Consider the following 23,362-nt stretch of genomic DNA (forward strand, 5'->3'; position numbering starts at 1 on the left):
AAAGACCCGGAAGTGGCAAACGCGCAATAGCGACAGCCTACCACCGCCGCGCCGATTGCGCCCGAGCCTGCTCCGTTTCAGGCCAGGCGCCGCACGCCCTGTCTGGCGGCCGGCACCGGCCGGCGCAGCGGCGTGACATTGCTGGACGCCGGCACGGCCATCTGTTGCGCCTGGGCATGCAGGCGGAACACGCCCACCAGTTCCGTCAGGGTCTGCGCCTGGTCCTGCAGCGATTCGGCCGCCGCGGCCGCCTCTTCCACCAGGGCCGCGTTTTGCTGCGTCACCTGGTCCATCTGCAGCACGGCCTGGTTAACTTGCTCGATGCCGGCGCTTTGCTCGGCGCTGGCAGCCGTGATTTCCTGCATGATGTCGGCCACCTGGCGCACGCTGGCGACCACTTCATCCATCGTCTTGCCCGCGTCATGCACGAGCTTGGAACCGATTTCCACCTGTTCGACGGAGTCGCCGATCAGGGTCTTGATTTCCTTGGCGGCACTGGCCGAGCGTTGCGCCAGGTTGCGCACTTCGGAGGCCACGACGGCAAAACCGCGCCCCTCCTCGCCCGCCCTGGCCGCTTCCACGGCCGCGTTCAAGGCGAGGATATTCGTCTGGAAGGCGATGCTGTCGATGACGCTGATGATGTCGACGATCTTGCGCGACGAGGCATTGATCGATTCCATCGTCTGCACCACCTGCCCCACCACGGCGCCGCCCTTGCCTGCCACGTCGGACGCGGCGCCGGCCAGCGCATTGGCCTGGCGCGCATTGTCTGCATTCTGCCGCACGGCCGACGTCAGCTGCTCCATCGACGACGCCGTTTCTTCCAGCGAACTGGCCTGCTCTTCCGTGCGGGACGACAAGTCGAGGTTGCCCTGGGCGATTTCGCCCGAGGCCGTGTTGATGGTGTCCGTGCCCGAACGCACCTGGCTGACGATGCCCACCAGTTTGTCGCGCATGCTTTTCATGGCAAACAGCAGGCTGGCGCTGTCGTGGCTGGCCGTGCGGATATCGACGGTGAGGTCGCCCTCGGCGATGGCGCCGGCGATCCTGACGGCATACGACGGTTCGCCACCGAGCTGGCGCGTCAGTCCGCGCGTGATCAGCGCCCCCAGCGCCAGACCGGCCGCCATGCTGCCCAGCACCAGCGCGATCATGAAACTGCGGCTGGCCTGGTACACGCCCGAGGCCTGCTCGGAAGCCGCCTTGGCGCGCTCTTCCTTCTGCAGCGACAATTTGTCGAGCACGCCGTCGAGTTCGTCGGCATGCTGGCGCGTCTTGTTGAGCAATTCGACCAGTTGCGCGCTGCGCTGGGCCAGCGGTTCGGCTGCCGCCAGGGTCAGCGCCTGCTGCATGGTGGCAATGTACTCCGCTTCGACGGCGGCGAAGCGGGCAAACAGTTCCTTGGCCGCTGACGTGACGAACAGCGGTTCCGCCTTGGCCAGGTAGCTTTTATTCAACTCGAGGAATTTGGCGATGTCGGCCTGGCGCGTGGCGCGCTCTTCGGCGGTCGTGGCCAGCAGGAAATTGCTGCGCGCGCGGCCCACCTTGATCAGGGCGATATTGGCTTCCTTGATGTATGACAAGCCCAGCAATTCGTGGTTGTACATCTGCCCCGCCATGGTATCGATCTTGCCCATGTTGAAGATGCCGATGCCGGCCACGATGGCCCCCATCAGCGCCACGCAAAAAAAAGCCGCCAGCAAGCGCGTTCCCACCTTCATCCGGTTCAACATGATTTCTCCCATAAGACTGGCCGATACTCGATGTAACTGGAGCGTACTGGCTTGAATATAAAGAAAAATCACGGAAAAAAATGCTCGGATTGTCACCAAACAACAATTCCTTGATTTATGGCAACATGCAAAACGGCTTGCCATGCTAGGCAAGCCGTTCGGGAGCAAGCTTGACAGCGTGTATTAGTGGCCCGTGTGAGCCCCAGGTTTACGCACCGTCATCTCGACGCCACCTTTCACCACTTGCTTGCCCGCACCCTGGCCGCGCACGGGTTCCGGCAAGGCGCCCGTCCATTCATAAGCCACGCTGCCGGCCGGGTGCTTGTACCAGCCCGGATCGCGGTAGTCGCCCGGTTTCTGGTCCTTGCGCACCTTGACTGTCGTAAACATGCCACCCATGCCGATGGCGCCGAAGGGGCCGTCGCCCGCCATCATCGGCAGGGTATTGTCGGGGATCGGCATCTGCATGTCGCCCATGTCGGCCATGCCCCGCTCACCCATCACCATGTAGCCGGGCACGAGCTGGTTGATCTTCGCCGCCACGCCCTGGTGGTCGACGCCGATCATGGTCGGCACGTCGTGCCCCATGGCATTCATCGTGTGGTGCGACTTGTGGCAGTGGAAAGCCCAGTCGCCGAGGTCCGTGGCGGTAAACTCCACGGCGCGCATCTGGCCAACGGCCACGTCCGTGGTGACCTCGGGCCAGCGCGATTCGGGGCGCGTCCAGCCGCCGTCCGTGCCCGTCACCTCGAATTCATGGCCATGCATGTGGATCGGGTGGTTCGTCATCGTCAGATTGCCCACGCGCACGCGCACCTTGTCGCCCTGGCGCACGACCATGGGGTCGATGCCGGGGAAGACGCGGCTGTTGAAGGTGAACAGATTGAAATCCGTCATGGTCATGATCTTCGGCGTGTAGCTGCCGGGATCGATGTCATAGTTGCTCAGCAAGAAGACGAAATCGCGGTCCACCTTCATGAAGTTCGGGTCTTTCGGGTGCGTCACCCAGAAACCCATCATGCCCATGGCCATTTGGGTCATTTCATCCGCATGCGGGTGATACATGAAGGTGCCGGGCCGCTTGGCGACGAATTCATAGACGAAAGTCTTGCCGGGAGGAATACCCGGCTGGGTCAGGCCCGTGACGCCATCCATGCCGTTGGGCAAGCGCTGGCCATGCCAGTGCACGCTCGTGTGTTCCGGCAATTTGTTCGTGACGAAGATGCGCACGCGGTCGCCCTCCACCACTTCGATGGTCGGGCCCGGAGACTGGCCGTTGTAGCCCCACAGATTGGCCATCATGCCGGGTGCCAGTTCGCGCACGACGGGCTCGGCCACCAGATGAAATTCCTTGACGTTGTTGTTCATGCGCCAGGGCAAGGACCAGCCATTCAGGGTGACGACGGGGTTGTAGGGACGCCCGTTCGGCGGCGGTGGCGGCGCTTTCGTCTCCGCACCGGCCATGCTGGCGGCTTCCGGCAACGAGGCCGCCCCCACGCGACTCACGGCTGCCGCACTCAGGGCAACAGCGCCCGCATTCATGAAAAAGTTTCTACGTGTAATCATCATTATTCCTTGTTGGCAGGACCGCTGCCATTGATGGCGCCTTGCAGTTCAGTTTGCGCGATCCAGAAATCGCGCTGGGTCTCGATGGCGCTGTTCACGCTGGCAACTTGCTCGCGCGCATCGGCCAGCAGTTCGAACACGCTGGCCAGCATGCCGTTGTAGCGCAGCAATACTTCATGCGAGATCGTCTTGCGCAGCGGCACGACTTCATCGCGGTAGTGGCGCGCCAGGTCGTAGGCTGTGCGGTAGCTCGAATACGCCTCGCGCACCTCCGAGCGGGCCCGCACGGCCGTGCCCGCCGTGCGCTGCAGCGACTGCTCGTACATCGCTTGCGCCTTGGCGTTGCGCGCCGAACCCCAGTCGAACAGGGGCAATTCCAGCGACACTTCATAGCCGTTTTCGCGCGGCGCCTCGCTGCTGCTCTTGTTGCTATAGCCCACGTCGAGCACGTTGATGAAACCCGTCACCTTCGACAAGCCCAGCGCGCTGGCCGTGGCGTGCGCGTCGAGTTTCGCTTTTTGCACGTCGAGCCGCTGTTCCATCGCCTGCGCCTCGATATTGCCTGCCTCAGCCGCCTGGGCCGGCAAATCGGGCAAGCGCGACGGCAAAGTAAAGCTGGTCTGCTTGCCCCACAGGCCAAGCAGGCGCGTCAGGTGCTCGCGCGTGGCAGTGGCCTGGTGGCGCGCACGGGCCAGGTCGCCGACGGCGTCCGCGTAAAACACTTGCTGGCGCGCCTGGTCGAGACGGCTCCAGTTGCCCGCCTGTTGCAAGCGCGTGGCCAGTTCGGCGCCCGCCTCGGCCGACAGCAGCGCGCGCTGCATGAAAGCTTCCGTCTGCACGGCGGCCACGGCATTGAAATAGGCGCGGCGCGTGTCCGACGCCAGCTGCACGGCGCTGCTGGCGGCTTGCAGCTTGGCTTGCTCGAAACGGCCCCGCTCGATATTGACGCGCATCGGCATGGTCAGCAAGCCGGCCAGGTCGAAACTGACGCCGCGGTCGATTTCATTGCCATGGCTGCCATGCGAGCGGCCGAATGACAGGCCAGGATTGCGCAAGCGCCCCGCCTGTACCAGATCCGCTTCGGACGCGCCCAGTTCGGCCAGCGCCACTTTCATGCCGTGGTTGTTCATCAGGGCGATGCGCACGGCGCTGTCGGCGTCCAGCGGCTGGGCCAGCAAGGCAGCCAGTTTTTCCTCGCCGCCCTTGTCGGCCAACGCTGCGGGAGCGCCCGTGCGGGCGTCGGCCAGCGCGGACACCGCCTGCATGCCGCCATCCTGGCTGAAGCTGGCGCAGCCACTCAGCAGCAAGATTGCCGCCAGCGCCAGCGGCGTCAGGCAAGTTGATTTTGTGAAGCGGGCCATGTCAATGTCCTTCATGCTGGTGGTGCTGATGTTGCGGGGCAGGCTTGGCATCCGGCTTGGGGCTGGGCTGAGCCATCGGCATCTTGTGCCCTTCCATCTTGTGGCCGTCCATCTTCATCATGCCCATGTGGCCGCCGGCCTTGCCAACCTTGTCGTTGACGGCGCGCCAGGTCTGGTCGGGCGTGGCCTCTTCCTCGGCGGCAGGACGGTAGCCGGCAAAGGCGGAACGGTAAGTGGTGGCCGGCACGGATGCTTGCGCCTCTTGCGGGGCGGACGGGGATTGCGCTGCGGCGGCCAGCGGCAGTACAGCCAGCGCGAGGCTGAACAGGTGTTTCATGGTATTCCTTGAAGATCAGGGTATGGCGCGGCGGGCGCGCGACTGGAACGCTGGCGCGGCCGCTGCAACGTGCGGGGACGTGCGACGGCAGCACCACCAGGTTCAACGGGCGGTCAGGCGGAGCGCGTGCTTCTTGGGGGACGTTCGGGACCAGGCGGGATATGCCCGGCGAACAGGGAATCGGGCGCCAGCGCCGGAGGCGGCGCGCGCAGGGTCAAGGCGTGCAAGGCGGGCATGCCGGGCGGCGCCGTGGCGCCCACGGTACACGCGCCATGGTTGCTGCAATCGTGGCCGTGATGCGTGGCGCCGACATCGTCCATGGCCATTTTCATCGGCTGGTCCGCCATCTGCATGCCGGCCATGTCGCCCATATCGTGGCACTGGGGTGCCTGCGCTGCCACCACGGTGACCGTCACCGCCAGCTCGTCCACGCAGCAGCTGCGCATGGCCGACGCAAAGCCCTGCAAGGGCAGCGTGACGGCCAGCAGCCAGAGCAGCGAGCGGGCGAGAAAGCGGGAAAAGGCACGGTTCATGACACAACTATAAACCTTCCCACATGAGGAAGGTCAAGCCCCTATTTGCGCCGGCAGCCGTGCGTCAGCCAGATGACGTAGACGCCGTAGTAGCCCTGCCCTTCGAATATGACCTGGCCGTCGGCAAAGGAAACTGTCTCCACTTTATTGACGATGAAATACGCGCGGTTGTCCGCCGCCTCCACATCGCCCCAGTAGCGTGGAACCTGGCTCCGGTAGCCGCTGGCTCGCCCGATCGCGTCCATCAAATCGCTGATCATGAAGTCGTACAGCATGTCGGCCAGCAGCGGCCGGTGGCCCGCCAGCATGGCCGTGATGTCGGGATAGCCGGCCTGCATCAGTTCGGGCAAGTCGCTTTCCTCGTCCTGCAGGTCATCCTCGCGGCAAGTCTGGATAAAACTGTTGAACGGCTCGTCGAGCAGGCCCGCCAGCGCCGTTTCCGGCACGCTCAGGCGAAACGGGTGCAGCGGCAGCACACTGTGCTGGCCATAGTTGAGTCCGCGGCAGCCCAGATAGGCCAGCGGGTGCGGCTGTCCATCGACTTCGCAGCGGATGCCCGGTGATTGCTCAAACGTCATCAATATCCAATCCTGCCATGCCTGTTGTCCTCGTTATGCGTTTCAGTGCCACATGGTAAGCGCTGGCGGGCACCCCGGACAGGCTCAGATGCGACAGAAAACAACGGATCAGTTTATCAGGCAGGCTCCGTGATGCCCACGCAATTGCGCCCGTTTTCCTTGGCCACGTACAGGGCCGCATCGGCGGCGCGCAGCACGGCGTCCGTGTTGCCCGCTTCCTGTTCCGACGACACGACACCCAGCGATACCGTGACAAAGCCCGCACCGGGAATCACGGCGGCGGCCACCTTGGCGCGCAAGCGCTCGGCCACCTGCATGGCCACGTCCAGGTCGGCATCGGGCAGCAGCATGATGAATTCATCGCCGCCATTGCGGCACAGCACGTCGGCATCGCGCGAACAGGCGCGCATCAGCTGGGCCAGGCGCAGGATGACTTCATCGCCCACGGCATGGCCCCAGCGGTCGTTGACTTGCTTGAAATGGTCGATGTCGATGGCGATGACGGAAAACGGCCGCGCCTGTGCCTGCCATGCATCCAGCGCCGCCGCCATGCCGCGCCGGTTCGACAGGCCCGTCAGCGGGTCCGTCTGCACGTCGGTCTTCAGCTTGCCGATCTTGTTCTGCAACAATGCCAAGCCCTTCAGCAGGGCTTTCTTGATCTGCGCCGCCTCCACATACCACGAGCGGATGGCGGCGATATGCTCGGCCGTTCCTGGCGCATCCATGCGCCGCGCACCTTCGGCCAGTTGCACCAGGGGCCGCGAAATCAGGCTGGCCAGCCACCAGATGAATGGCAGGCTCAGCAAGGCGATCGGCAGCGAATGCCATACCGTATTGGCCATCAGCTGGTTCAGCGGGGCCAGGGTCATGGCCGTCGGGCGCTGCGCCACGATGCCCCAGCCCGTCGATGGCATGATGGCATAGCCGGCCAGCATGTCCACGCCCAGGCTGTTGTGCATGCGCCGGTTGCCGCCGCCCTGCTGCGCGATGATGGCGTCGATGACGTGATTGCTGCCGGCCACGTCGCCCAGGCGCTCGGGGTCCGGGTGGTACAGCAGGCGCCGGTTCTGGTCGACCACGTACAGGTAGGAGCCGTCGCGGTAGTAATGCTGGCCCAGCATGGTGTACAGGATGTTTTTCTGTTTCAGGTAAATGCTGCCGCCCACATAGCCCAGATAGCGGCCATCCTTGCCCAGGATGGGATGCGAAATGAAGACCACCAGGTTGCCGGCCGACGACACGTACGGCTGCGTCACCAGCGGGCGCCGCTCGCGCAGCGCCTGGATGGCGCCGACGGAATCGAGCGTGCGGTTTTTCAGGGCCAGGGTTTCCGGCGACACGCCCAGCACCTTGCCCCGGGCATCGACGATGAGCACGGAATTGAAACTGTTCGTTTGCAGGCGCAGGCGCTGCGCTTCGTCCGTCAACCATTGCTCGTCGCCCAGGCGCGAGGCCAGGCTGCCGGCGCTGTAGGCCAGTTGCTGGCGCGCCGACTGCAGGAAGTCCTCGGCCGTGCTGGCCAGCTTGCTGGCATACGCGTGGTTCGCTTCCAGCGTGGTGTCGATCAACAGCTGGCGCTGCACGCTGTAGCTGGCATAAAACGTATTAACCAGGGACACCAGGGCGCTGGCAAAGGCCACGAGCACGATCAAGCGGCGCAAATTCATGCGCAGAACAGGTTTAGTCCGCATGGGGTCGACAAGAAAAAGTATTGCGCTAAAGAAAGAGCGCATTATACCGAGACACCCGTGCCAATATTGAAATCTTGGCATCAATGGTCAAAGAAAGTGTACAAGCGGCAACGCAGAGCGCTGCCGCCTTGATTTGCCTCAAGCGTGGATGGCGTGCTTGCGGACCCAGTCCGTGTAACGCTGCATCCAGCCCTGGAAGAAGCCCAGGCTGGCAGGGCCGATGCCGCCATGCTCGTCAAACAGGCCTTCCTTGGCCTGGATAAACATTTCAGGCTGTCCCAGCAGCGGCACGTCCAGGTAAGCCAGGATATTGCGCAAATGCTGCTGCGCCAGGGCCGTGCCCGTGGCGCCGACGGAAACGCCGAGCACGGCGCCCGGCTTGCCGCCCCACACGCTCTGGCCATACGGGCGCGAGCCGTGGTCGAGGGCGTTTTTCAGCACGCCGGGAATCGAGCGGTTGTATTCGGGGGTGAGAAACAGCAAGGCTTGCGATGCAGAAATGTCGGATTTGAGACGCAGCACCTGCTCGGACTGCGCGCCATCGTCATCCTGGTTGTACAGCGGCAAATCGCCAATCTCGATATGCTTGAAGGAAAACTCGGGCGGCGCCAGCTTGATGATGGCGTCGGCCAGCTTGCGGTTGAAGGAATCCTTGCGCAGGCTGCCGACGATGATTGCGACTTGATATTGGCTCATATAAATCCCCGATAACGGTTAAAAGAAAGCCCTGGAGTGAAGCTCACACCAGGGCTATCTTGCCACACAATCATCGGATTTGCGCTGTTTAGCGTGCGGCTTGGGCAAGACCCTGATACTCGCGGTAATAGCGTCCGCCCAGGTTCGTCAGCACCTCATAGCCGATGGTATTGGCCATGGCCGCCACGGCGTCGACCGGGTGGTCGGCGCAGATCAGGTCGACCAGGCTGCCCGGCACGACGCGGTCGCCGGCGATGGCGCTCACGTCCAGGGTGATGGAATCCATCGAGATGGCGCCGATCTGCGGCACTTTCACGCCGTCGACGATGGCCAGGCCCTGGTTGCTCATGCTGCGCAGCCAGCCATCGGCGTAGCCGACGGACACCGTCGCCACCTGGCGCGGCTCGCTGGCCGTGTAGCGGCGGCTGTAGCCCACATGGTCACCGGCAGCAATCGTGCGCGTCTGCATGACCTTGCCTTGCAGGCGCACCACGGAGCGCAGGGGATTCGGCTCGCCGCCCTGCGGCCCGATGCCGTACAGGGCAGCGCCCGGGCGCACCAGGTCGAAGTGGTAGTCGGGAGACAGGAAAGTGCCCGAGGAATTGGCCAGGCTGGCGCGGTATTGCGGCAGACGGGCGCGGATGGCGATGAAACGGGCCAGCTGCTCGCCATTCATGGGGTTGCTGCGCTCGTCGGCGCAGGCCAGGTGGCTCATCAGGTAGCGCACCTTGATGCCGTCGAGAAAGTGCGGGTCCAGCAGCCAGGCGTCGATTTCCTGCGGCGACAAGCCCATGCGCGACATGCCCGTGTCGACCTGCACGATGGCGTCCAGGGTCGTGCCCAGCGCCTTGGCGTGCAGGCGCCAGCCCGCCACCTGCGGCTCGCTGTTGAGCACGGGTATCAGGTCGTGGGCCGTGAACTCGCCTTCCGTGCCGACGGGCGGGCCGTGCAGCACGAAGATGGCCGCGTCGGGCGCCACGTGCGGGCGCAGGCTGATGCCCTCTTCCAGGTGGGCGACGAAGAAATGGCGGCACCCCTCTTCATACAGGGCCGCGCCCACTTGCGCGGCGCCCAGGCCATATGCGTCGGATTTGACGACGGCCGAACAGGCAGCCGGATGCGCCTTGTCACGCAGCAAGCGGTAGTTGGCGCGCACGGCGTCCAGGTCCACCGTCAGGATGGCGCCGCTACGTTCCTTGGGAGGCATGCTGGCCCCCATCTCAAGCCACCGCGTGTTGCAGTTTGCCCTGGCCCTGCGCGCCGCTGTAGCGGCTGACGGACAGGTCGTCGGCCAGAATCGCCGGCTGTTTCGACGACATCAGGTCGGCCAGCAATTGCGCCGAGCCGCAGGACATGGTCCAGCCCAGGGTGCCGTGGCCCGTGTTGAGGAACAGGTTGCGCAGCGGTGTGCGGCCGACGATCGGCGTGCCGTCCGGCGTCATCGGGCGCAAACCCGTCCAGAAAGTCGCTTCGGCCGTGTTGCCGCCGCCGGGGAACAGGTCGTTGACGACCATTTCCAGGGTTTCGCGGCGGCGCGGGTTCAGGTTCAGGTTGTAGCCGGCGATTTCCGCCATGCCGCCCACGCGGATGCGGTCGTCAAAACGCGTCACGGCAATTTTATAAGTTTCATCGAGGATGGTCGACACGGGCGCCTTGGCCGCGTTGACGATAGGCACGGTGATCGAGTAACCCTTCAGCGGATACACGGGAATGTCGAGCAGCGGCTTCATGAAGCCCGTCGAGTAGGAACCGAGCGCCACGACATAGGAATCAGCCTTGACGATTTCCGCGCCGCATTGCACGCCGGCAATTTCGTCGCCCTGGGTCAGCAAGGCATCGATGGACACGCCGTAGCGGAACTTCACGCCCAGCGCCTCGGCCATCTCGGACAGGCGCGTGGTAAACAGCTGGCAATCGCCCGTTTCATCGTTGGGCAGGCGCAAGCCGCCGAACAGCTTATCCTTGACCGCTTCGAGGGCCGGCTCGGCGCGCGACAGCTCGTCGCGCTGCAGCACTTCATACGGCACGCCCGCGTCTTTCAATACTTCGATATCCTTGGCGGCATCGTTGTATTGCTTTTCCGTGCGGAACAATTGCATCGTGCCTTGCTGGCGGCCTTCATACATAATGCCCGCCTCGGCGCGCAGCACCTTGAAGCAGTCGCGGCTGTATTCGGCCAGGCGCACCATGCGTTCCTTGTTCACGGCATACGCTTCCGGTGTGCAATTACGCAACATCTGCCACATCCATTTGAGCTGGGCGGCGCTGCCGTCGAGCGAGATGGCCAGGGGCGCGTGGCGCTGCATCATCCACTTCACGGCTTTCAGGGGAATGCCGGGCGCAGCCCATGGCGAAGCGTAGCCGGGCGAGATTTGCCCCGCATTCGCGAAGCTGGTTTCCAGTGCCGGGCCCGGCTGGCGGTCGATGACTGTCACCTCATGTCCTGCCTTGGCCAGATAGTAAGCACTGGTGACGCCGATGACGCCGCTACCCAGAATCACAATACGCATAGTTTCCTCATTATATTTTTTTAGGCTGACGCCAGATTAACCGCTATCATATTGGGAAAGAGCCAGTATTTGTTCACGTATAAATCGAGATATTCAGCAATAAATCATGAGAATCCTTAAAGAATCGGCACGTGGCCTCGACAAGCTGGATCGCCACATCCTGCGCATCCTGCAACAGGATGGCCGCATCTCGATGAAAGACCTGGGCGAACAGGTGGGACTGTCCATCACGCCCTGCATCGAGCGGGTCAAGCGCATGGAGCGCGACGGCGTCATCACGGGCTACCACGCCAAGGTGAACCCGGCCGCGCTGGGCGCCAAACTGCTGGTCTTTGTGGAGATTACGCTGAATCAAAAATCCGCGTCCGCCTTCGAGCAATTCCGCCGCGAAGTGCTGCAAATTCCCGAAGTGCAGGAATGCCACCTGGTATCGGGCGACTTCGATTACCTGATCAAGGCGCGCATCCATGAGATGGCCGAGTACCGCAAGCTGCTGGGCGACATGCTGCTGCAGCTGCCCGGCGCCGCGCAATCGAAAAGCTATGTGGTGATGGAAGAAATCAAGGAAACCCTGGCGCTGTCGACCGACGTATTGCAGAGCCGATAAAAGTACCGCCTGCCGGCACCAAAGGCATCGTCTTGTGCGCCTTTGTATAATCTTGTAGCACATTCGGGGCCACGCAAGCACACTCCTGTCCTGACATCACGCCCGTCCCCTCTGAGATTGGAAGCAGTGATGCACACTGGGAGTCCGTATGAACACATTGATAAAACTGGCAGCTTCCTGCCTCGCGGGCCTGGCCGTGGCCATGTGCACCGCCAGTGAATACAAGGTCAACCGCGCGCCGGACAATGGCGCCATCTATCAAAACATCAAGGTGGGCAAGACCACCCGCCTCGACCTCGACGCGGCCCTGGGCAACGCCACCGTCGTCAGCTTCGATCCCGGCTATGAGGTCTGGGTCTACAAGAACCAGTTGCAAGCACCCAAGATGACGCGCCTGATCCCCCTGCTGGGAGAAAAAGGCACGCGCGAGGTGGCCGTCATGTTCGACCAGGCGGGCATCGTGCGGAAATTCCGGATACACGAGCCGCGCAAATAGCGTCCATGCTGGCTATACTGGCTGCTGGCTGCGGCGTCCCGCCGCCCGCCACCCAGCAAGGAGTTTGCATGCGCCTGCCCCTGATCGCTCCGCAAGACCTGACACAAGAACAGAAGCCGCTGTATGACGATATGCGCAAAGGCATCAGCAGCAATTTCAACGATTTCATCGCCGTGCGCGAAGACGGCGCCCTGATGGGGCCATGGAATCCGTGGCTGCACGAACCGGCCATCGGCAAGGCCATCTGGGACCTGACCCTGGCCATGACAGCCAACGCCACCTTGCCCGACAACGTGCGCCAGATTGCCATCCTGGTGGTCGGCGCGCGCTACAACGCCGCCTATGAAATCTACGCCCACATCGCCGTCGCGGAGCGCGAAGGCATGCCGGCCGAGCGCCTGGCCACGCTGGTGGCCGACGTCAAGCCTGTCGACCTGGACAAACACGAAAGCATCGCCTACGACCTGGCCTACGCGCTCAGCGGTGGCGGCACCTTGCCGGAGCCACTGTACCGGCTGGCGCTGACCACCTTTGGCCAGCACGGCACCAACGAGCTGATCTACCTGGTGGGCCTGTACGCGCTGGTCTCGACCACCTTGAACGGCTTCAACGTGCCGGTGCCGGAACGCGACTGAAAACCCCTGCCCCTGCCGATCAAGCCGTCGCCGCATTGGCTGCACGCTGCGGCCGGTGCGCCGCGGCGCATGCCGCCACGCCTGCCAACAACAGCAGGGTGGCAGCCGCCTCGGCCAGCGTGGGCCAGCGCTGCTCCCACAAGTAGCCGTACAGCAAGGCAAACAGGAATTCAAAGACGATCATCTGCCCCATCAGGGTCAGCGGCAAGACGCGGCTGGCATGGTTCCACAGCCCATTGCCGACGACGGAACACAGCAGCGCGACACCCGTGGCGACGCCGGCAAACTGCAGCCAGGCCGTGCCGCCATGCGTACCAGGTGCGGCAAGCGCGACAGGAATGGCCAGCAGCAGCGCGGCAGCGCCTGTGACCACGCCCGTCAGCAAATTCCACTCCTGCGCCGAGACCGAGCGCAACCGCCCCAGCCAGCGGCTGTTGCCAACCGCATACACCGTCCACGACAGCAGTGCTGCCAGCGCGCACAACAGCCCCAGCAGAGAAGCGTGTCCCGGATGCGCCAGCGACTGCCAGCTGATGCAGGCCAGCCCGCCCGCGCTCAGCAACAGCGAAGGGATCAGTTTGCGCAAGGGCACGGCATGGCGGTCGCGGCTGCCCACCAGCGTGACGACCAGCGGCAGCAAGCCGATCACCATCGACGTCATGGCCACGCCGCCCGTCTGCACGGCGCTGGCCAGCAGCACGTAATACACGATATTGCCTGTCAGGCTGAGCCAGATCAGCCCGCGCCATTCGCGCCACGTCAGGGTGCGCAGCAGACGCCGCCACGACGGCGCGACCAGCACGGCCGCGATCAGGCCATACGCCAGGTAGCGGCCCACTGACAGTTCCAGCGGCTGGAAGGCGGGGATCAGCGCCGGCGCCAGGAACACCAGCCCCCACAGTGCGCCTGCGGCGATGCCCGCCAGCATGCCCAGCCAGCTCTTGTTCTCTTGATGCATGGTCAATCTCCTGAAAAGGAGATTGTGGCAAGTCTGCCGCGTCCGATCTTGGCGCCAGCTACTGCCTTGTTGACCATTTCTCCCATTTATCGCGACATGCGCGCCGGTAGACCGCTGGCGTGACATCCATGCTGTCGCGCATGGCGCGCGTCAATGCGCTCTGCTCGGAAAAGCCGGCCGCCAGCGCGATTTCGGCAAGGCCGGCATCGCTGGCGGCAAGCAAGTCGCAGGCGCGTCCGAGGCGCTGCTGCAACAGCCAGGCATGCGGACTGATATCCATTTCCTCGCGGAACAGCGCGTGCAGGCGGCTGACGCTGAGGCTGGCAAAGCGCGCCATCGACGCCGTCGACCACGGCAATCCCGGTTCGGCTTGCACGCGGGCAATCAACGCACCCAGGCGCGAACGCGCTTGCGGCTCGCCCAGCAGCAAGGTATCGAGCAGCAGCGGCGTCCAGCCCGTGACGATGGCCGGCGTCAGCGCCTGCTGCTGCGCCATGACGCCCAGGTAGTCAATCAGCTTGCGGGCGCCCAGCCCGATCACCGTATAGGGACGCTCCAGCAGGCGCTGCCAGCTGCCCGTGGCCACGGCGGCCGCGTCCACGTCGACGATGATGGAATGGTTGGCCACCCGGCTATGCTGGGCATGCCAAGTGTGCGCCGGGATCACCACGCCCAGCTGCGTATCGACTTTTCCCTCCCTGCCGTCGATTTCCAGCAACAGCTGGCCGTGCACGGGCAGCACGAGTTGCACGAAATCATGCCGGTTCGGCGCACCGATTTCCGCATAGCTGCGAAAGCTGAGGTCGATGGCAGAGTGGGGTGTGCTGGACATGGCGAGACCGCCTGGGCGAAGAATCCCCTATTTTATCAGTTCGCTCATTGCTTGCAGGCCGCGCGATACGCGCGCCCGGCGCCGCCCGCTTGCCCTACACTGGCGTTTTATCCTCCCTTACCTCCATGCAACGACCTGCAAACCTCATCCATATTTCCGCGGAACAAGACTGGCAACACGCGACAGCATATCCACCGCTAGGCTTCACCCCGTTTTCCGAAGGCGCGCTGGGTAATGGTGACACTTTCGGCCTGTACTGGCCCATCGGCCGCGAAGCGTCCGAGCCGATCGTCGTCGAGACGTGGCACGACGAGTGGCGTATCCAGCCGCACTTTTCCAGCCTGGCGGCGTTCCTGCAAGCCTACGCGGCAGCGGAAGATGAGTATGTGGGCACGCCATCGCTGGCCGACGACCCCGCCTCGCCGCGCGCCGCGTTTCTGGCAGCCAAGGAACAGATTGCCCAGCGCAACCCGGACGCGGCCATCGCCCTGCTGGAAGCGGCGCTGGCCATCGTGCCCGAATATACGGACGCGCTGGTGCTGCTGCATGGCCAGTATGTGCGCGCGGGAAGAATCGATGCCGCCGTCAAGGTGGCCATCCAGGCCATCATCTCGCCGCCGTCCTTTGGCGGCCCGCCCCTGAAAGCCTTGCAATGGCTGCGCGCGCAGCCGGTGCCGGACGAGGAAATTGACCCCATCTGGCGCGCCTGCGGGCAATTGTCGTTCCACTTTGGCGGCAGCAAGGACAATGCCGATTACCCCGTGCTAATGGCCGCCATCGCCACCTACCTGGCGCAAGACAACCATGTTGGCGCCTCGACCCTGATGCAAACGTATGCCGAATTGATGAGCGCAGAAACCGTGTCCTTCCAGGAACGCTACGGCTTCGATGCCACTGCTTTCATCGGGCGGCAAATCGCCGTCAGCGCAATGCTGCCCCAGGGCAGCCGCGACCCTGCCACGCTATGGTCCAACGACCTGGCCTAGCTGCTGCCGGAACAGCTTGCGATACGCCGAGGGCGACGTCTGCAGATTCGCCCGGAAATGCTGACGCAGCGACAATGCCGTGCCAAAGCCGGCCTCCTGCGCCACGACATCGATCGAGGCCGCGCTTTTTTCCAGCATGCCTTGCGCATGTGCAAGGCGCTGGTTCAGCAGCCATTGCTTGAACGACGTACCCGTCGCCTGGCGAAAGTGGCGCGTAAAATTGCGCCGGCTCATGGCGGCCCGTTCGGCCAGCGCGTCGATGCTGTGCGCCTGGCCCAGGCTGGCTGTCACGCTGGCCAGCACCTCGGCAAAGCGCCCTTCGCTGCCGGACACGGGCAACGGACGCGCGATGAATTGCGCCTGCCCGCCCTGGCGGTGCGGCGCCACCAGCAGGCGGCGCGCCACCCGGTTCGCCACTTCGGCGCCCGCCAGTTGGCGCAGCAGGTACAGGCAGCAATCGAGGCCGGCTGCCACGCCGGCCGACGTGAGTACTCCGCCATCGTCCACGTACAGCACTTCGCGGTCCACCCTGACCTTGGGATAGCGGGCCGCCAGCCTCTCCGCCATGCCCCAGTGCGTGGCTGCGCTCTTGCCATCCAACAAGCCCGCCTGCGCCAAAGGGAACGCGCCCAGGCACAAGCCCACCATGCGTGCGCCGCGCCGGCTCGCTGACTGCAACGCCTCGACCAGGGCAGTCGCCGCGTCGCGGCAATCGTCGTGCCAGGCCGGCATGATGACGATATCGGCCCCGTCCAATCCTTCCAGGCCGAACTCGGGCGTGATGCCGAAGCCGGCCGCCGTGCGCAAGGGCGCGGGGTCGGCGGCGCAGACGCGCACGTGGAAAGGCGGCAGATCGGCCTCGTCCGTCTGGGCGCCAAACACGAGGCAAGGCACGGACAGGTGAAATGGCGTCATGCCGTCGAAGGCGATCACGGCAATTATCAGGGTGGTGGCAGGAATAGCAGGCATGGCCCGATTTTATCGCATACAGGCCTTCGGGCCACTTTTTATTTGCAACGCGCGGCTTGACAATGGCTGTATCGGGGAAGTCCTTCCTCTTTCAACCATTCAGGAGTCACGCATGTCCAACACTACCGCACCACGCCGCGCCCTGCTCGTCATCGATGTACAAAATGAATACTTTACGGGCGACATGCCCATCGAATATCCGTCCGTCGACATCTCGCTGCCGAATATCGTCACCGCCATGGCTGCCGCCCGCGCCGCCGGCGTGCCCGTCATCGTCGTCCAGCACGATGCGCCGGAAGCCTCGCCCATCTTCGCCAAGGGCAGCGACGGCTGGCAACTGCATCCGCAAGTAGCCGCCTTTGCCGCCGACCACCGCATCAACAAGAGCATGGGCAGCGCCTTTGCGGGCACGGATCTGCGCGCCTGGCTGGATAGCCACGGCATCGACACCTTGAGCGTGATCGGCTACATGACGCACAACTGCGACGCGGCCACCATCTACCACGCCGCGCACGACGGCTTGCAAGTCGAGTTCCTGCAGGACGCCACCGGCACCCTGCCCTACGCCAACGCGGGCGGCACGGCCAGCGCCGAAGAAATCCACCGCGTGTTCAGCGCCGTATTCCACTCGAATTTCGCCGCCGTCGCCAGCACGCAAGACTGGCTCGATGCCGTGCGCGAAGGCAAGCCGCTGGAAATAGACAATATTTATCTGTCGAACCAGCGCGCGCGCAAGGCGCAGGCGAACTGACGCCGGCGGGAATGGACGCGTATCATGCGTCCATTCCCTATTTGATGATGAACGATGCGAAAAATAACACTGGTCGGTTCAAGCGCTGTTGGCGTGTTCCTGCTGGCCACGGCCGCGCTGGTGCTCGATGGACTCAACGACAAGCAGGCCCCCGCCGACGTGATCGTCGTGCCCGGCAATACAATCCTGCCTGACGGCACGCCCAGCCCCCGCCTGCAGGCGCGGCTCGACGCGGCGCTGAAACAGTTTCAGGAGCGCAGGGCGCCGCGCATCCTCGTCAGCGGGGCGACGGGCAAGGAAGGTTTTGACGAGGCCGCGTCCATGGCCCGCTACCTGCAGTCGCGCGGCGTGCCCGCCAGCGCCATCCTTGAGGATAATCAAGGCTGGACGACGGACGCCACGGCCCGCAACGCAGCGCTTCTCATGCACCAGCACGGCTGGCAGACAGCCATGGTCGCCACGCAATATTTTCATGTACCGCGCTTCCGGCTGGCTTTAGAGCGGGCCGGCATCACCGTCAGTGGCCAGGTGCACGCACCCTATTTTGAACTGCGCGACCTGTACTCGGTGCCGCGCGAAACGGTGGGGTATGCCGTGTATTTCGCGCGGCCATAAATAGGCACTACTGCGGCCTGCCTGCCAACAGGCGCTGGCAGGGACGGACATGGCCAGCCAGGATGTTCATCAACCCTGTGCCAGAACAACAACGGTGGCGAAAGGGCGGGCGGCCATTTCATGCTTTCAGATCAGGCAACTCGCCTGTGTAGCGGGAACAGAACTTCATCGCCGACACATTGATCTGGGAAAATGCCCTGGCGGCACCGACGTCGAGAATGGAATCGCTATATCGATAGCCTTTTTCCCCAGGTATGTTCTGAAAGAAGCGGCCATAGGGGTCTATCATCAAATAGGACTCGGTCATGTCGGCGTTATCCTCCACACGGACGCAATGATCAAGGTGGGCATGGCGCCGGACAAAGGTGTCAAATTGCGCGTCAGACAAGGCCAGGTCATCCGTAATTTTTGGCAACATGCGCAGAATTTTCCATTTCTCCGGCGCCAGACTGCCGATCAATTTGCTCATATCTTCTTGCCAGTTCAATGCGTTGACGACAGTATTGATCTTTAGCCGAAGGCGGGGATTGATCTGCCGGCCCACAGCAATCATGCCAAGCAATTCAGGCATCGATAGCGTGCGCAACTGGCGATCAACCCGTCCGATACCCAGATTGGTCTTCGCTTCCGAGGAGTCCAGGCTCAGCCCCAATATCGCAAGATGGGGGGGCCAGTGCTTGCATCAAGACAGGCGTCAGACGACTGCCATTACTGATAATGGAGGTTTCAAGACCCAATCGCAGGGCACGCCTGATGACGTCCAGCGATTTCTCCGCATACAGCAAAGGTTCCCCGCCAGCGAGATTGAGCCGCAGCGATGTCCAATGCATGCCGGTCCACAACGGATTGCCCGAATTGCCAGGTTTAAAAAAACGTCCCACCTCCTCGACCAATGCCTTGATGGCGGCGCCATCGTGTATCAACTCCTGCGTCGAACCGCCATCGTCCCACTTTGCATAGCAATAGCGGCAGCCATAATTACACACTTCGGTAACATGCCAATTGACGACGAGTTCGCGTACGGACATGGTGGGGGTAAGGCTCACGGCACACTCCGGTTGTTTGATCAGTCCTCACGATACCCAGAAAGTTACTCAAAAACCATGAAAGATCCCGCCCCCGCCCCCTCGAGATTTGACATTTACAGCGATATCCATGGAAAAGAGGGGGTGGGGACGAGAAGTTTCCGTGACACCGGCACGAGCAACGTGGGAACATTATTGCAATCAAATCAATGAAAGCAAAAACACAATGGCAACCATTCCTAGCTTTGACGCGCTCTTACTTGAAATCCATCAAAGCCTTGATTTAGTTCCCTATTCAAGCAAGGTCAAGGACAAATTCGCCAATCTCGGCATGCGCAACAAAAACCACAAGGACATGGCGGCCGACATTTGTGGCGCCATCTTTAATAGCCTGGATATGGATGCTGCAGCTTGCCGAGATGCGGTCCTGGGAATGAGCGAATGGGAGGGGTACCACAAGGCTGTTGAACTCAACACATGGACCTCGAATGCAGACCAGCGCCAAGTGGTATGGCATCTTCTCGGATACTGCTATGTTCCAAACCTGGCCCGCAGAATCGCGTTCTGGAATATCGATGGGGCGTTCGACAAGGGAATGCCAGGCGGAGCATTCTGGTTCTTGCCTCACGTAAACGTTACTACGAAAACAATGGAGCTGCCTGTGCCGCACGTCATAGACTGGCTCATCGACCTGCTGGACTGCTCCATCGGCAAGGCAGGCGTCGGGACAGGATTGCCTGGTGACGACAATACCGACAAGGACTCCATCGTCAGGAACTTGCACAACTGGAAAAACGCATCTATCCCGCGCGTCCATTCGATCAATGGATACTTCTCTGACGGCGCCAAACTGGTGTTCAAAGGCGTATTTGAACTTGCAGAAGATCTTGCTGATGACGCCAAGTTTGAAGCGGCCCTCGCCTTCATTCAATTCAGAAATTTATCTGCGGACGACCTTCGCGATCAGATTCCGATGACACAGCCGGGGCGGCTTGAAGCTGTCATGGATGAATCGGCCACCGATGAGGAGAAACAGCTTTTCGTGCAGGCACTGTTGACACGCTATGCAAAGCCAGGCATGGCCATGATCCGGCAGCGATTGCGGGTCGCCCGCATGGTGCAGGATGGATACATCAGATTGCTGAAGTTCCTCTGCCCGGGCGTACAGGTCACTTGTACGGACCCGTCTCAGAACAAGCTGCTGCAATTGGCGGGAATCTTCGGCACCGTCTACAATCTGACTGTTGATGCTTGGAAAAATTCCGACACGCAAGATGAGGAAGACATCCTGTTCGAATCACGGCTGGCCCCCTGGGACAAGGCGGACATCTTTCTCTCGATCTTGCCTTCCATTAAAAACGAGGGGCATCTCCCCGTGGCCGACCTGCTGACGCGCCGGTTCGCGAAACTCGCTGATGGCGATGCCCTGGAAGACCTCGTCGCACTCGACATGCACACTGCCACAACCCTTATTGCAAGCAAATGCCTGCGATTGAAGGAAGAGCATGAAGAAAACATGCGATTACACTCCTTGCTGGAGCGCGTCCGCACCGCCTCACCTTGGGGGGCGCTCCAGGGTGAAGCCAGCTATGCCGTCGTCAGCCACATTGCCAAATCGACCACTTTTCCTGCAAAAACCAGGTTGCTGGCGATGCAACGGTTGCGGGAATTAGCGGCAACGCCGGCGGAAATGGTTGGCGCGATCGTCCTGGAACTGGCCGAGCTGTTGAATTGCCCTCACACGAACAGGTCAAGCGATGTCCGGCAACAGGTGGAAGCGCTCCTAGCAGATGCCGAAACCAGCGCTGGCCATACGACATGGAAGGCGCCCTTGCTGCAGTACCGCGCCAAGCACCTGCTGGCGCAAAACGCGTTCGACGATGCGGCAAAGCTGATGCGGGCAGCACTCGACGCTTGCAACGATGGAAACTTCGGCACACTGCGCGGTGAAATCGCCAAGGATGCGTTTGCCATCGAAGTTGCCAATCTGGGCCTAATTCCTGCCAACCACGAAAAATACCATCGCAATATGCTTGCCTATGGCATGTTTCAGGGCCAGCTGACATCACTGGAAGACACCGCCGTATGGGTGTCGGCGTATTTCTGGGACGACCTTTACAAGCCCTATCCTGGCATGGAGAGCGTGCAGCCATTGGCAAAAAAACAGGCGGAGGCATTCATCCAGGAAGCGCTTCCTGTCATCATCGAAGGTAACTGGGATGCCTTGAAGCAGTGGATGAAACACCATGCCAAAACGCTCAGACAAGGCACTCTGCGTGAAGTGCGCAGCAACACCGTGCTCATGGCATGGTTGAAGATGCACGGAGGCTTTGCAAAACAGCTGCCCATGCTGCGTGCCGCAGTCTCTTCCGATCTGCAAGGCGAAATAAGCAAGGTGGAAAAGTTCGTGGCCCATTGGCACCATGCCATTCATCTGTTGGCTGAAGCATGGCCCAAACAGGTCAACATTGCAGACTTCAAAGGACAGACGCCCTTGATGATGGCGGCCGATGCAAGTGACGAGCAACTAATTCTGCTGTTCCTGACTGCTGGTGCCGATATCAATGCCCAGGATTTCCTGGGCCGCACCGTCTTGCATGCTGCGGTTACTGCCCGCTCAAAACACTGTGTTTCCATGCTGTTGACACATCAGGCGGACACGCTCAAGGGCACTTACAACGAGGGAAACACCGCGCTCCATACTGCCGCGCGCATGGGCTATGCCGACATCGTATCCCTTTTGATCGAACATCATGCACACCTCGTAGCAAAGGAAAACTCTTTTCACCAGACACCGTTGGAATTGGCAAAAAAGATAATGATTGACTTGCCAGGCTTCCGGAATATGATGGCAACACACTATCGGCGCAGCATTGGATCAACACAGGACTTCGATCAGATTATTACAATGCTGACAGACGCCGCACGCGATGATCAGCTGGGCAAAAGGAAAAATGCCAGCTAATCATTCGCTCCAGTCGCGCGAGCGTTCCACGGCCCGCTGCCATTTGTGCAGCCGCGTCAGGCGTTCGTCGGCCGCCATGGCAGGTTCGAAACGGCGTCCCACTTGCCACTGGGCGGCGATTTCTTCCTGCGATTCCCAGAAACCCACGGCCAGGCCCGCCAGGTAGGCGGCGCCCAGGGCCGTCGTTTCCGTCACCACGGGGCGCACCACGGGCACATTTAATATGTCTGCCTGGAACTGCATCAGCATGTCGTTGCGGGCCGCTCCGCCGTCGACGCGTAATTCGGATAACGCGATGCCCGCGTCGTCCTGCATGGCGGACAACACATCGACGTTCTGATACGCCACGCCTTCCAGTGCCGCGCGCGCGATATGCGCCTTGCCCGTGCCGCGCGTGATGCCGATCAGGGTGCCCCGTGCATACGGGTCCCAGTACGGCGCGCCCAGACCCGCGAACGCGGGCACGAAGACCAGGCCGCCCGAATCGGGCACGCTGGTGGCCAGCGCTTCCACTTCGGACGAGTCGCGGATGATGCCGATGCCGTCGCGCATCCATTGCACGGCCGCGCCCGCGATAAAGGCGCTGCCTTCGAGCAAATAGTCGGTTTGATTTGCATCAGGACCCAGGCTCCAGCCCACCGTCGTCAACAGCCGGTTTTTCGAGGGCAAAGGGCGCTTGCCCACGTTCATCAGCATGAAGCAGCCCGTGCCGTAGGTATTCTTGGCCATGCCCGGCTTCAGGCATGCCTGGCCGAACGTGGCCGCCTGCTGGTCGCCCGCGATGCCGGCGATCGGCACGGAGACGCCCAGCAGGTCAGTGTGCGTGTGCGTGGCCACGCCGCTCGATGGCACGACGTCGGGCAGCAGGGAGGCGGGAATATCCAGCAGCGCCAGCAGATCCGTGTCCCATTGCAGGGTGTGGATATTGAACAGCATGGTGCGCGCCGCGTTGCTCGTGTCCGTCAAGTGGGCGCCGCTCATCTTGTAGATCAGCCAGCTGTCGACGGTACCGAAGGCCAGCTCTCCCCGGTCGGCGCGCGCGCGGGCGCCGGCCACGTTGTCGAGCAGCCATTTCAATTTGGTAGCGGAAAAATAGGCGTCCAGCACGAGGCCCGTTTTTTGCTGGATCAAGTCCGCCTTGCCCTGCTCGACCAGTTGCTCGCAGTAGGCTGCATTGCGCCGGTCTTGCCAGACGATGGCGTTGGCGACGGGTTCGCCCGTAGCGCGGTCCCACAGTACCGTCGTTTCGCGCTGGTTGGTCACGCCGATAGCGGCCACGTCGGATGCGGCCACGCCGCTGTCGCGCAGCACCTGCTGCAGCACGCCCTCTTGCGAGGCCCAGATTTCGTTCGCGTCATGCTCGACCCAGCCCGGCTGCGGGAAAATCTGGCGAAATTCGCGCTGCGCGCTGGCGTGCGGCCGCCCCGCGTGGTCGAACAGGATGGCGCGCGAACTGGTGGTGCCCTGATCTAAAGCAAGTATGTATTTGGTCATGGTCTGGTAATGCAAGCATCGGGT

The 23,362-nt window shown here is 62.4% G+C and carries 23 protein-coding genes; 7 read left to right on the plus strand and 16 right to left on the minus strand.

The genetic code is table 11. From position 1 onward, the window contains the following. Positions 1-77: 77 nt before the first annotated feature. The 10 genes from AC3IQ7_RS19970 to AC3IQ7_RS20015 form a co-directional block, all read right to left on the minus strand. A complete protein-coding gene (locus AC3IQ7_RS19970) occupies positions 78-1,733 on the minus strand; it encodes a methyl-accepting chemotaxis protein (RefSeq protein WP_099378825.1) in 1,656 nt (551 codons plus the stop codon). A 183-nt stretch (positions 1,734-1,916) separates the two neighbouring features. After that, the gene (locus AC3IQ7_RS19975) at positions 1,917-3,299 is read right to left on the minus strand and encodes a multicopper oxidase family protein (RefSeq protein ID WP_489207123.1); all 1,383 of its coding nucleotides are present in this window, start codon (positions 3,297-3,299) and stop codon (positions 1,917-1,919) included. Positions 3,300-3,301: 2 nt separating this feature from the next. Beyond that, positions 3,302-4,660: a TolC family protein gene (locus AC3IQ7_RS19980; RefSeq protein ID WP_489207124.1), complete on the minus strand. Its 1,359-nt coding sequence runs from the start codon at positions 4,658-4,660 to the stop codon at positions 3,302-3,304. Position 4,661: 1 nt separating this feature from the next. Next, positions 4,662-4,997, minus strand: a complete 336-nt coding sequence (locus tag AC3IQ7_RS19985) for a hypothetical protein (protein WP_489207125.1) — start codon at positions 4,995-4,997, stop codon at positions 4,662-4,664. A gap of 113 nt (positions 4,998-5,110) precedes the next feature. Continuing rightward, positions 5,111-5,530 (minus strand): hypothetical protein, encoded by a 420-nt coding sequence (locus AC3IQ7_RS19990; RefSeq protein WP_489207126.1) that lies wholly within the window; start codon positions 5,528-5,530, stop codon positions 5,111-5,113. A 41-nt stretch (positions 5,531-5,571) separates the two neighbouring features. Then, positions 5,572-6,108: a hypothetical protein gene (locus AC3IQ7_RS19995; protein ID WP_489207127.1), complete on the minus strand. Its 537-nt coding sequence runs from the start codon at positions 6,106-6,108 to the stop codon at positions 5,572-5,574. A gap of 116 nt (positions 6,109-6,224) precedes the next feature. Then, positions 6,225-7,799: a sensor domain-containing diguanylate cyclase gene (locus AC3IQ7_RS20000; RefSeq protein ID WP_489207128.1), complete on the minus strand. Its 1,575-nt coding sequence runs from the start codon at positions 7,797-7,799 to the stop codon at positions 6,225-6,227. Between the two features lie 138 nt (positions 7,800-7,937). Continuing rightward, positions 7,938-8,495: an NADPH-dependent FMN reductase gene (locus AC3IQ7_RS20005; protein ID WP_099378674.1), complete on the minus strand. Its 558-nt coding sequence runs from the start codon at positions 8,493-8,495 to the stop codon at positions 7,938-7,940. 88 nt (positions 8,496-8,583) lie between these two features. Continuing rightward, complete coding sequence (gene alr / locus AC3IQ7_RS20010; RefSeq protein WP_489207129.1) at positions 8,584-9,702, minus strand: alanine racemase; 1,119 nt, start codon at positions 9,700-9,702, stop codon at positions 8,584-8,586. A 13-nt stretch (positions 9,703-9,715) separates the two neighbouring features. Then, positions 9,716-11,005 carry a D-amino acid dehydrogenase gene (locus tag AC3IQ7_RS20015; protein ID WP_489207130.1) on the minus strand — a complete coding sequence of 430 codons (1,290 nt, stop codon included), beginning with the start codon at positions 11,003-11,005 and terminating at the stop codon, positions 9,716-9,718. Between the two features lie 106 nt (positions 11,006-11,111). Between AC3IQ7_RS20015 and AC3IQ7_RS20020 the strand changes: the two genes are divergently transcribed. The 3 genes from AC3IQ7_RS20020 (at position 11,112) to AC3IQ7_RS20030 (ending at position 12,743) form a co-directional block, all read left to right on the plus strand. Beyond that, complete coding sequence (locus tag AC3IQ7_RS20020; protein ID WP_034754979.1) at positions 11,112-11,612, plus strand: Lrp/AsnC ligand binding domain-containing protein; 501 nt, start codon at positions 11,112-11,114, stop codon at positions 11,610-11,612. Positions 11,613-11,760: 148 nt separating this feature from the next. Further along, the gene (locus AC3IQ7_RS20025; protein ID WP_099378671.1) at positions 11,761-12,108 is read left to right on the plus strand and encodes a hypothetical protein; all 348 of its coding nucleotides are present in this window, start codon (positions 11,761-11,763) and stop codon (positions 12,106-12,108) included. 68 nt (positions 12,109-12,176) lie between these two features. Continuing rightward, positions 12,177-12,743 (plus strand): carboxymuconolactone decarboxylase family protein, encoded by a 567-nt coding sequence (locus tag AC3IQ7_RS20030; RefSeq protein ID WP_322427710.1) that lies wholly within the window; start codon positions 12,177-12,179, stop codon positions 12,741-12,743. 19 nt (positions 12,744-12,762) lie between these two features. On the opposite strand, the gene AC3IQ7_RS20035 is transcribed toward AC3IQ7_RS20030, so the two are convergent. Beyond that, on the minus strand, positions 12,763-13,701 hold the full coding sequence (locus tag AC3IQ7_RS20035; RefSeq protein ID WP_489207131.1) for a DMT family transporter: 939 nt from the start codon (positions 13,699-13,701) through the stop codon (positions 12,763-12,765). Positions 13,702-13,759: 58 nt separating this feature from the next. Continuing rightward, positions 13,760-14,533 carry a helix-turn-helix transcriptional regulator gene (locus AC3IQ7_RS20040; protein WP_322427708.1) on the minus strand — a complete coding sequence of 258 codons (774 nt, stop codon included), beginning with the start codon at positions 14,531-14,533 and terminating at the stop codon, positions 13,760-13,762. 125 nt (positions 14,534-14,658) lie between these two features. Here AC3IQ7_RS20040 and AC3IQ7_RS20045 point away from each other — a divergent pair, with 125 nt between their 5' ends. Next, positions 14,659-15,519, plus strand: a complete 861-nt coding sequence (locus tag AC3IQ7_RS20045; RefSeq protein WP_322427707.1) for a tetratricopeptide repeat protein — start codon at positions 14,659-14,661, stop codon at positions 15,517-15,519. On the opposite strand, the gene AC3IQ7_RS20050 is transcribed toward AC3IQ7_RS20045, so the two are convergent. Beyond that, positions 15,496-16,488 (minus strand): GlxA family transcriptional regulator, encoded by a 993-nt coding sequence (locus tag AC3IQ7_RS20050; protein WP_489207132.1) that lies wholly within the window; start codon positions 16,486-16,488, stop codon positions 15,496-15,498. The genes AC3IQ7_RS20045 and AC3IQ7_RS20050 overlap by 24 nt on opposite strands. A 112-nt stretch (positions 16,489-16,600) precedes the next feature. Here AC3IQ7_RS20050 and AC3IQ7_RS20055 point away from each other — a divergent pair, with 112 nt between their 5' ends. Beyond that, on the plus strand, positions 16,601-17,239 hold the full coding sequence (locus AC3IQ7_RS20055; RefSeq protein ID WP_489207133.1) for a cysteine hydrolase family protein: 639 nt from the start codon (positions 16,601-16,603) through the stop codon (positions 17,237-17,239). Between the two features lie 54 nt (positions 17,240-17,293). Continuing rightward, positions 17,294-17,854, plus strand: coding sequence for a YdcF family protein (locus tag AC3IQ7_RS20060; protein WP_489207134.1), 561 nt, complete (start codon positions 17,294-17,296; stop codon positions 17,852-17,854). Between the two features lie 118 nt (positions 17,855-17,972). On the opposite strand, the gene AC3IQ7_RS20065 is transcribed toward AC3IQ7_RS20060, so the two are convergent. Together AC3IQ7_RS20065 and AC3IQ7_RS20070 are read right to left on the minus strand one after the other, a co-directional pair. Beyond that, positions 17,973-18,506, minus strand: coding sequence for a viperin family antiviral radical SAM protein (locus tag AC3IQ7_RS20065; RefSeq protein WP_489207135.1), 534 nt, complete (start codon positions 18,504-18,506; stop codon positions 17,973-17,975). Beyond that, the gene (locus AC3IQ7_RS20070) at positions 18,448-18,900 is read right to left on the minus strand and encodes a radical SAM protein (protein WP_489207136.1); all 453 of its coding nucleotides are present in this window, start codon (positions 18,898-18,900) and stop codon (positions 18,448-18,450) included. The genes AC3IQ7_RS20065 and AC3IQ7_RS20070 overlap by 59 nt, the downstream gene beginning before the upstream one ends. Positions 18,901-19,105: 205 nt before the next feature. Here AC3IQ7_RS20070 and AC3IQ7_RS20075 point away from each other — a divergent pair, with 205 nt between their 5' ends. Beyond that, a complete protein-coding gene (locus AC3IQ7_RS20075; RefSeq protein ID WP_489207137.1) occupies positions 19,106-21,844 on the plus strand; it encodes an ankyrin repeat domain-containing protein in 2,739 nt (912 codons plus the stop codon). Here AC3IQ7_RS20075 and glpK read toward each other — a convergent pair whose 3' ends face one another. Next, positions 21,845-23,338: a glycerol kinase GlpK gene (gene glpK, locus AC3IQ7_RS20080; protein WP_489207138.1), complete on the minus strand. Its 1,494-nt coding sequence runs from the start codon at positions 23,336-23,338 to the stop codon at positions 21,845-21,847. It abuts the gene before it with no gap. Positions 23,339-23,362 lie beyond the last annotated feature (24 nt).

It is taken from the genome of Janthinobacterium sp. GL_088, from assembly GCF_057837845.1.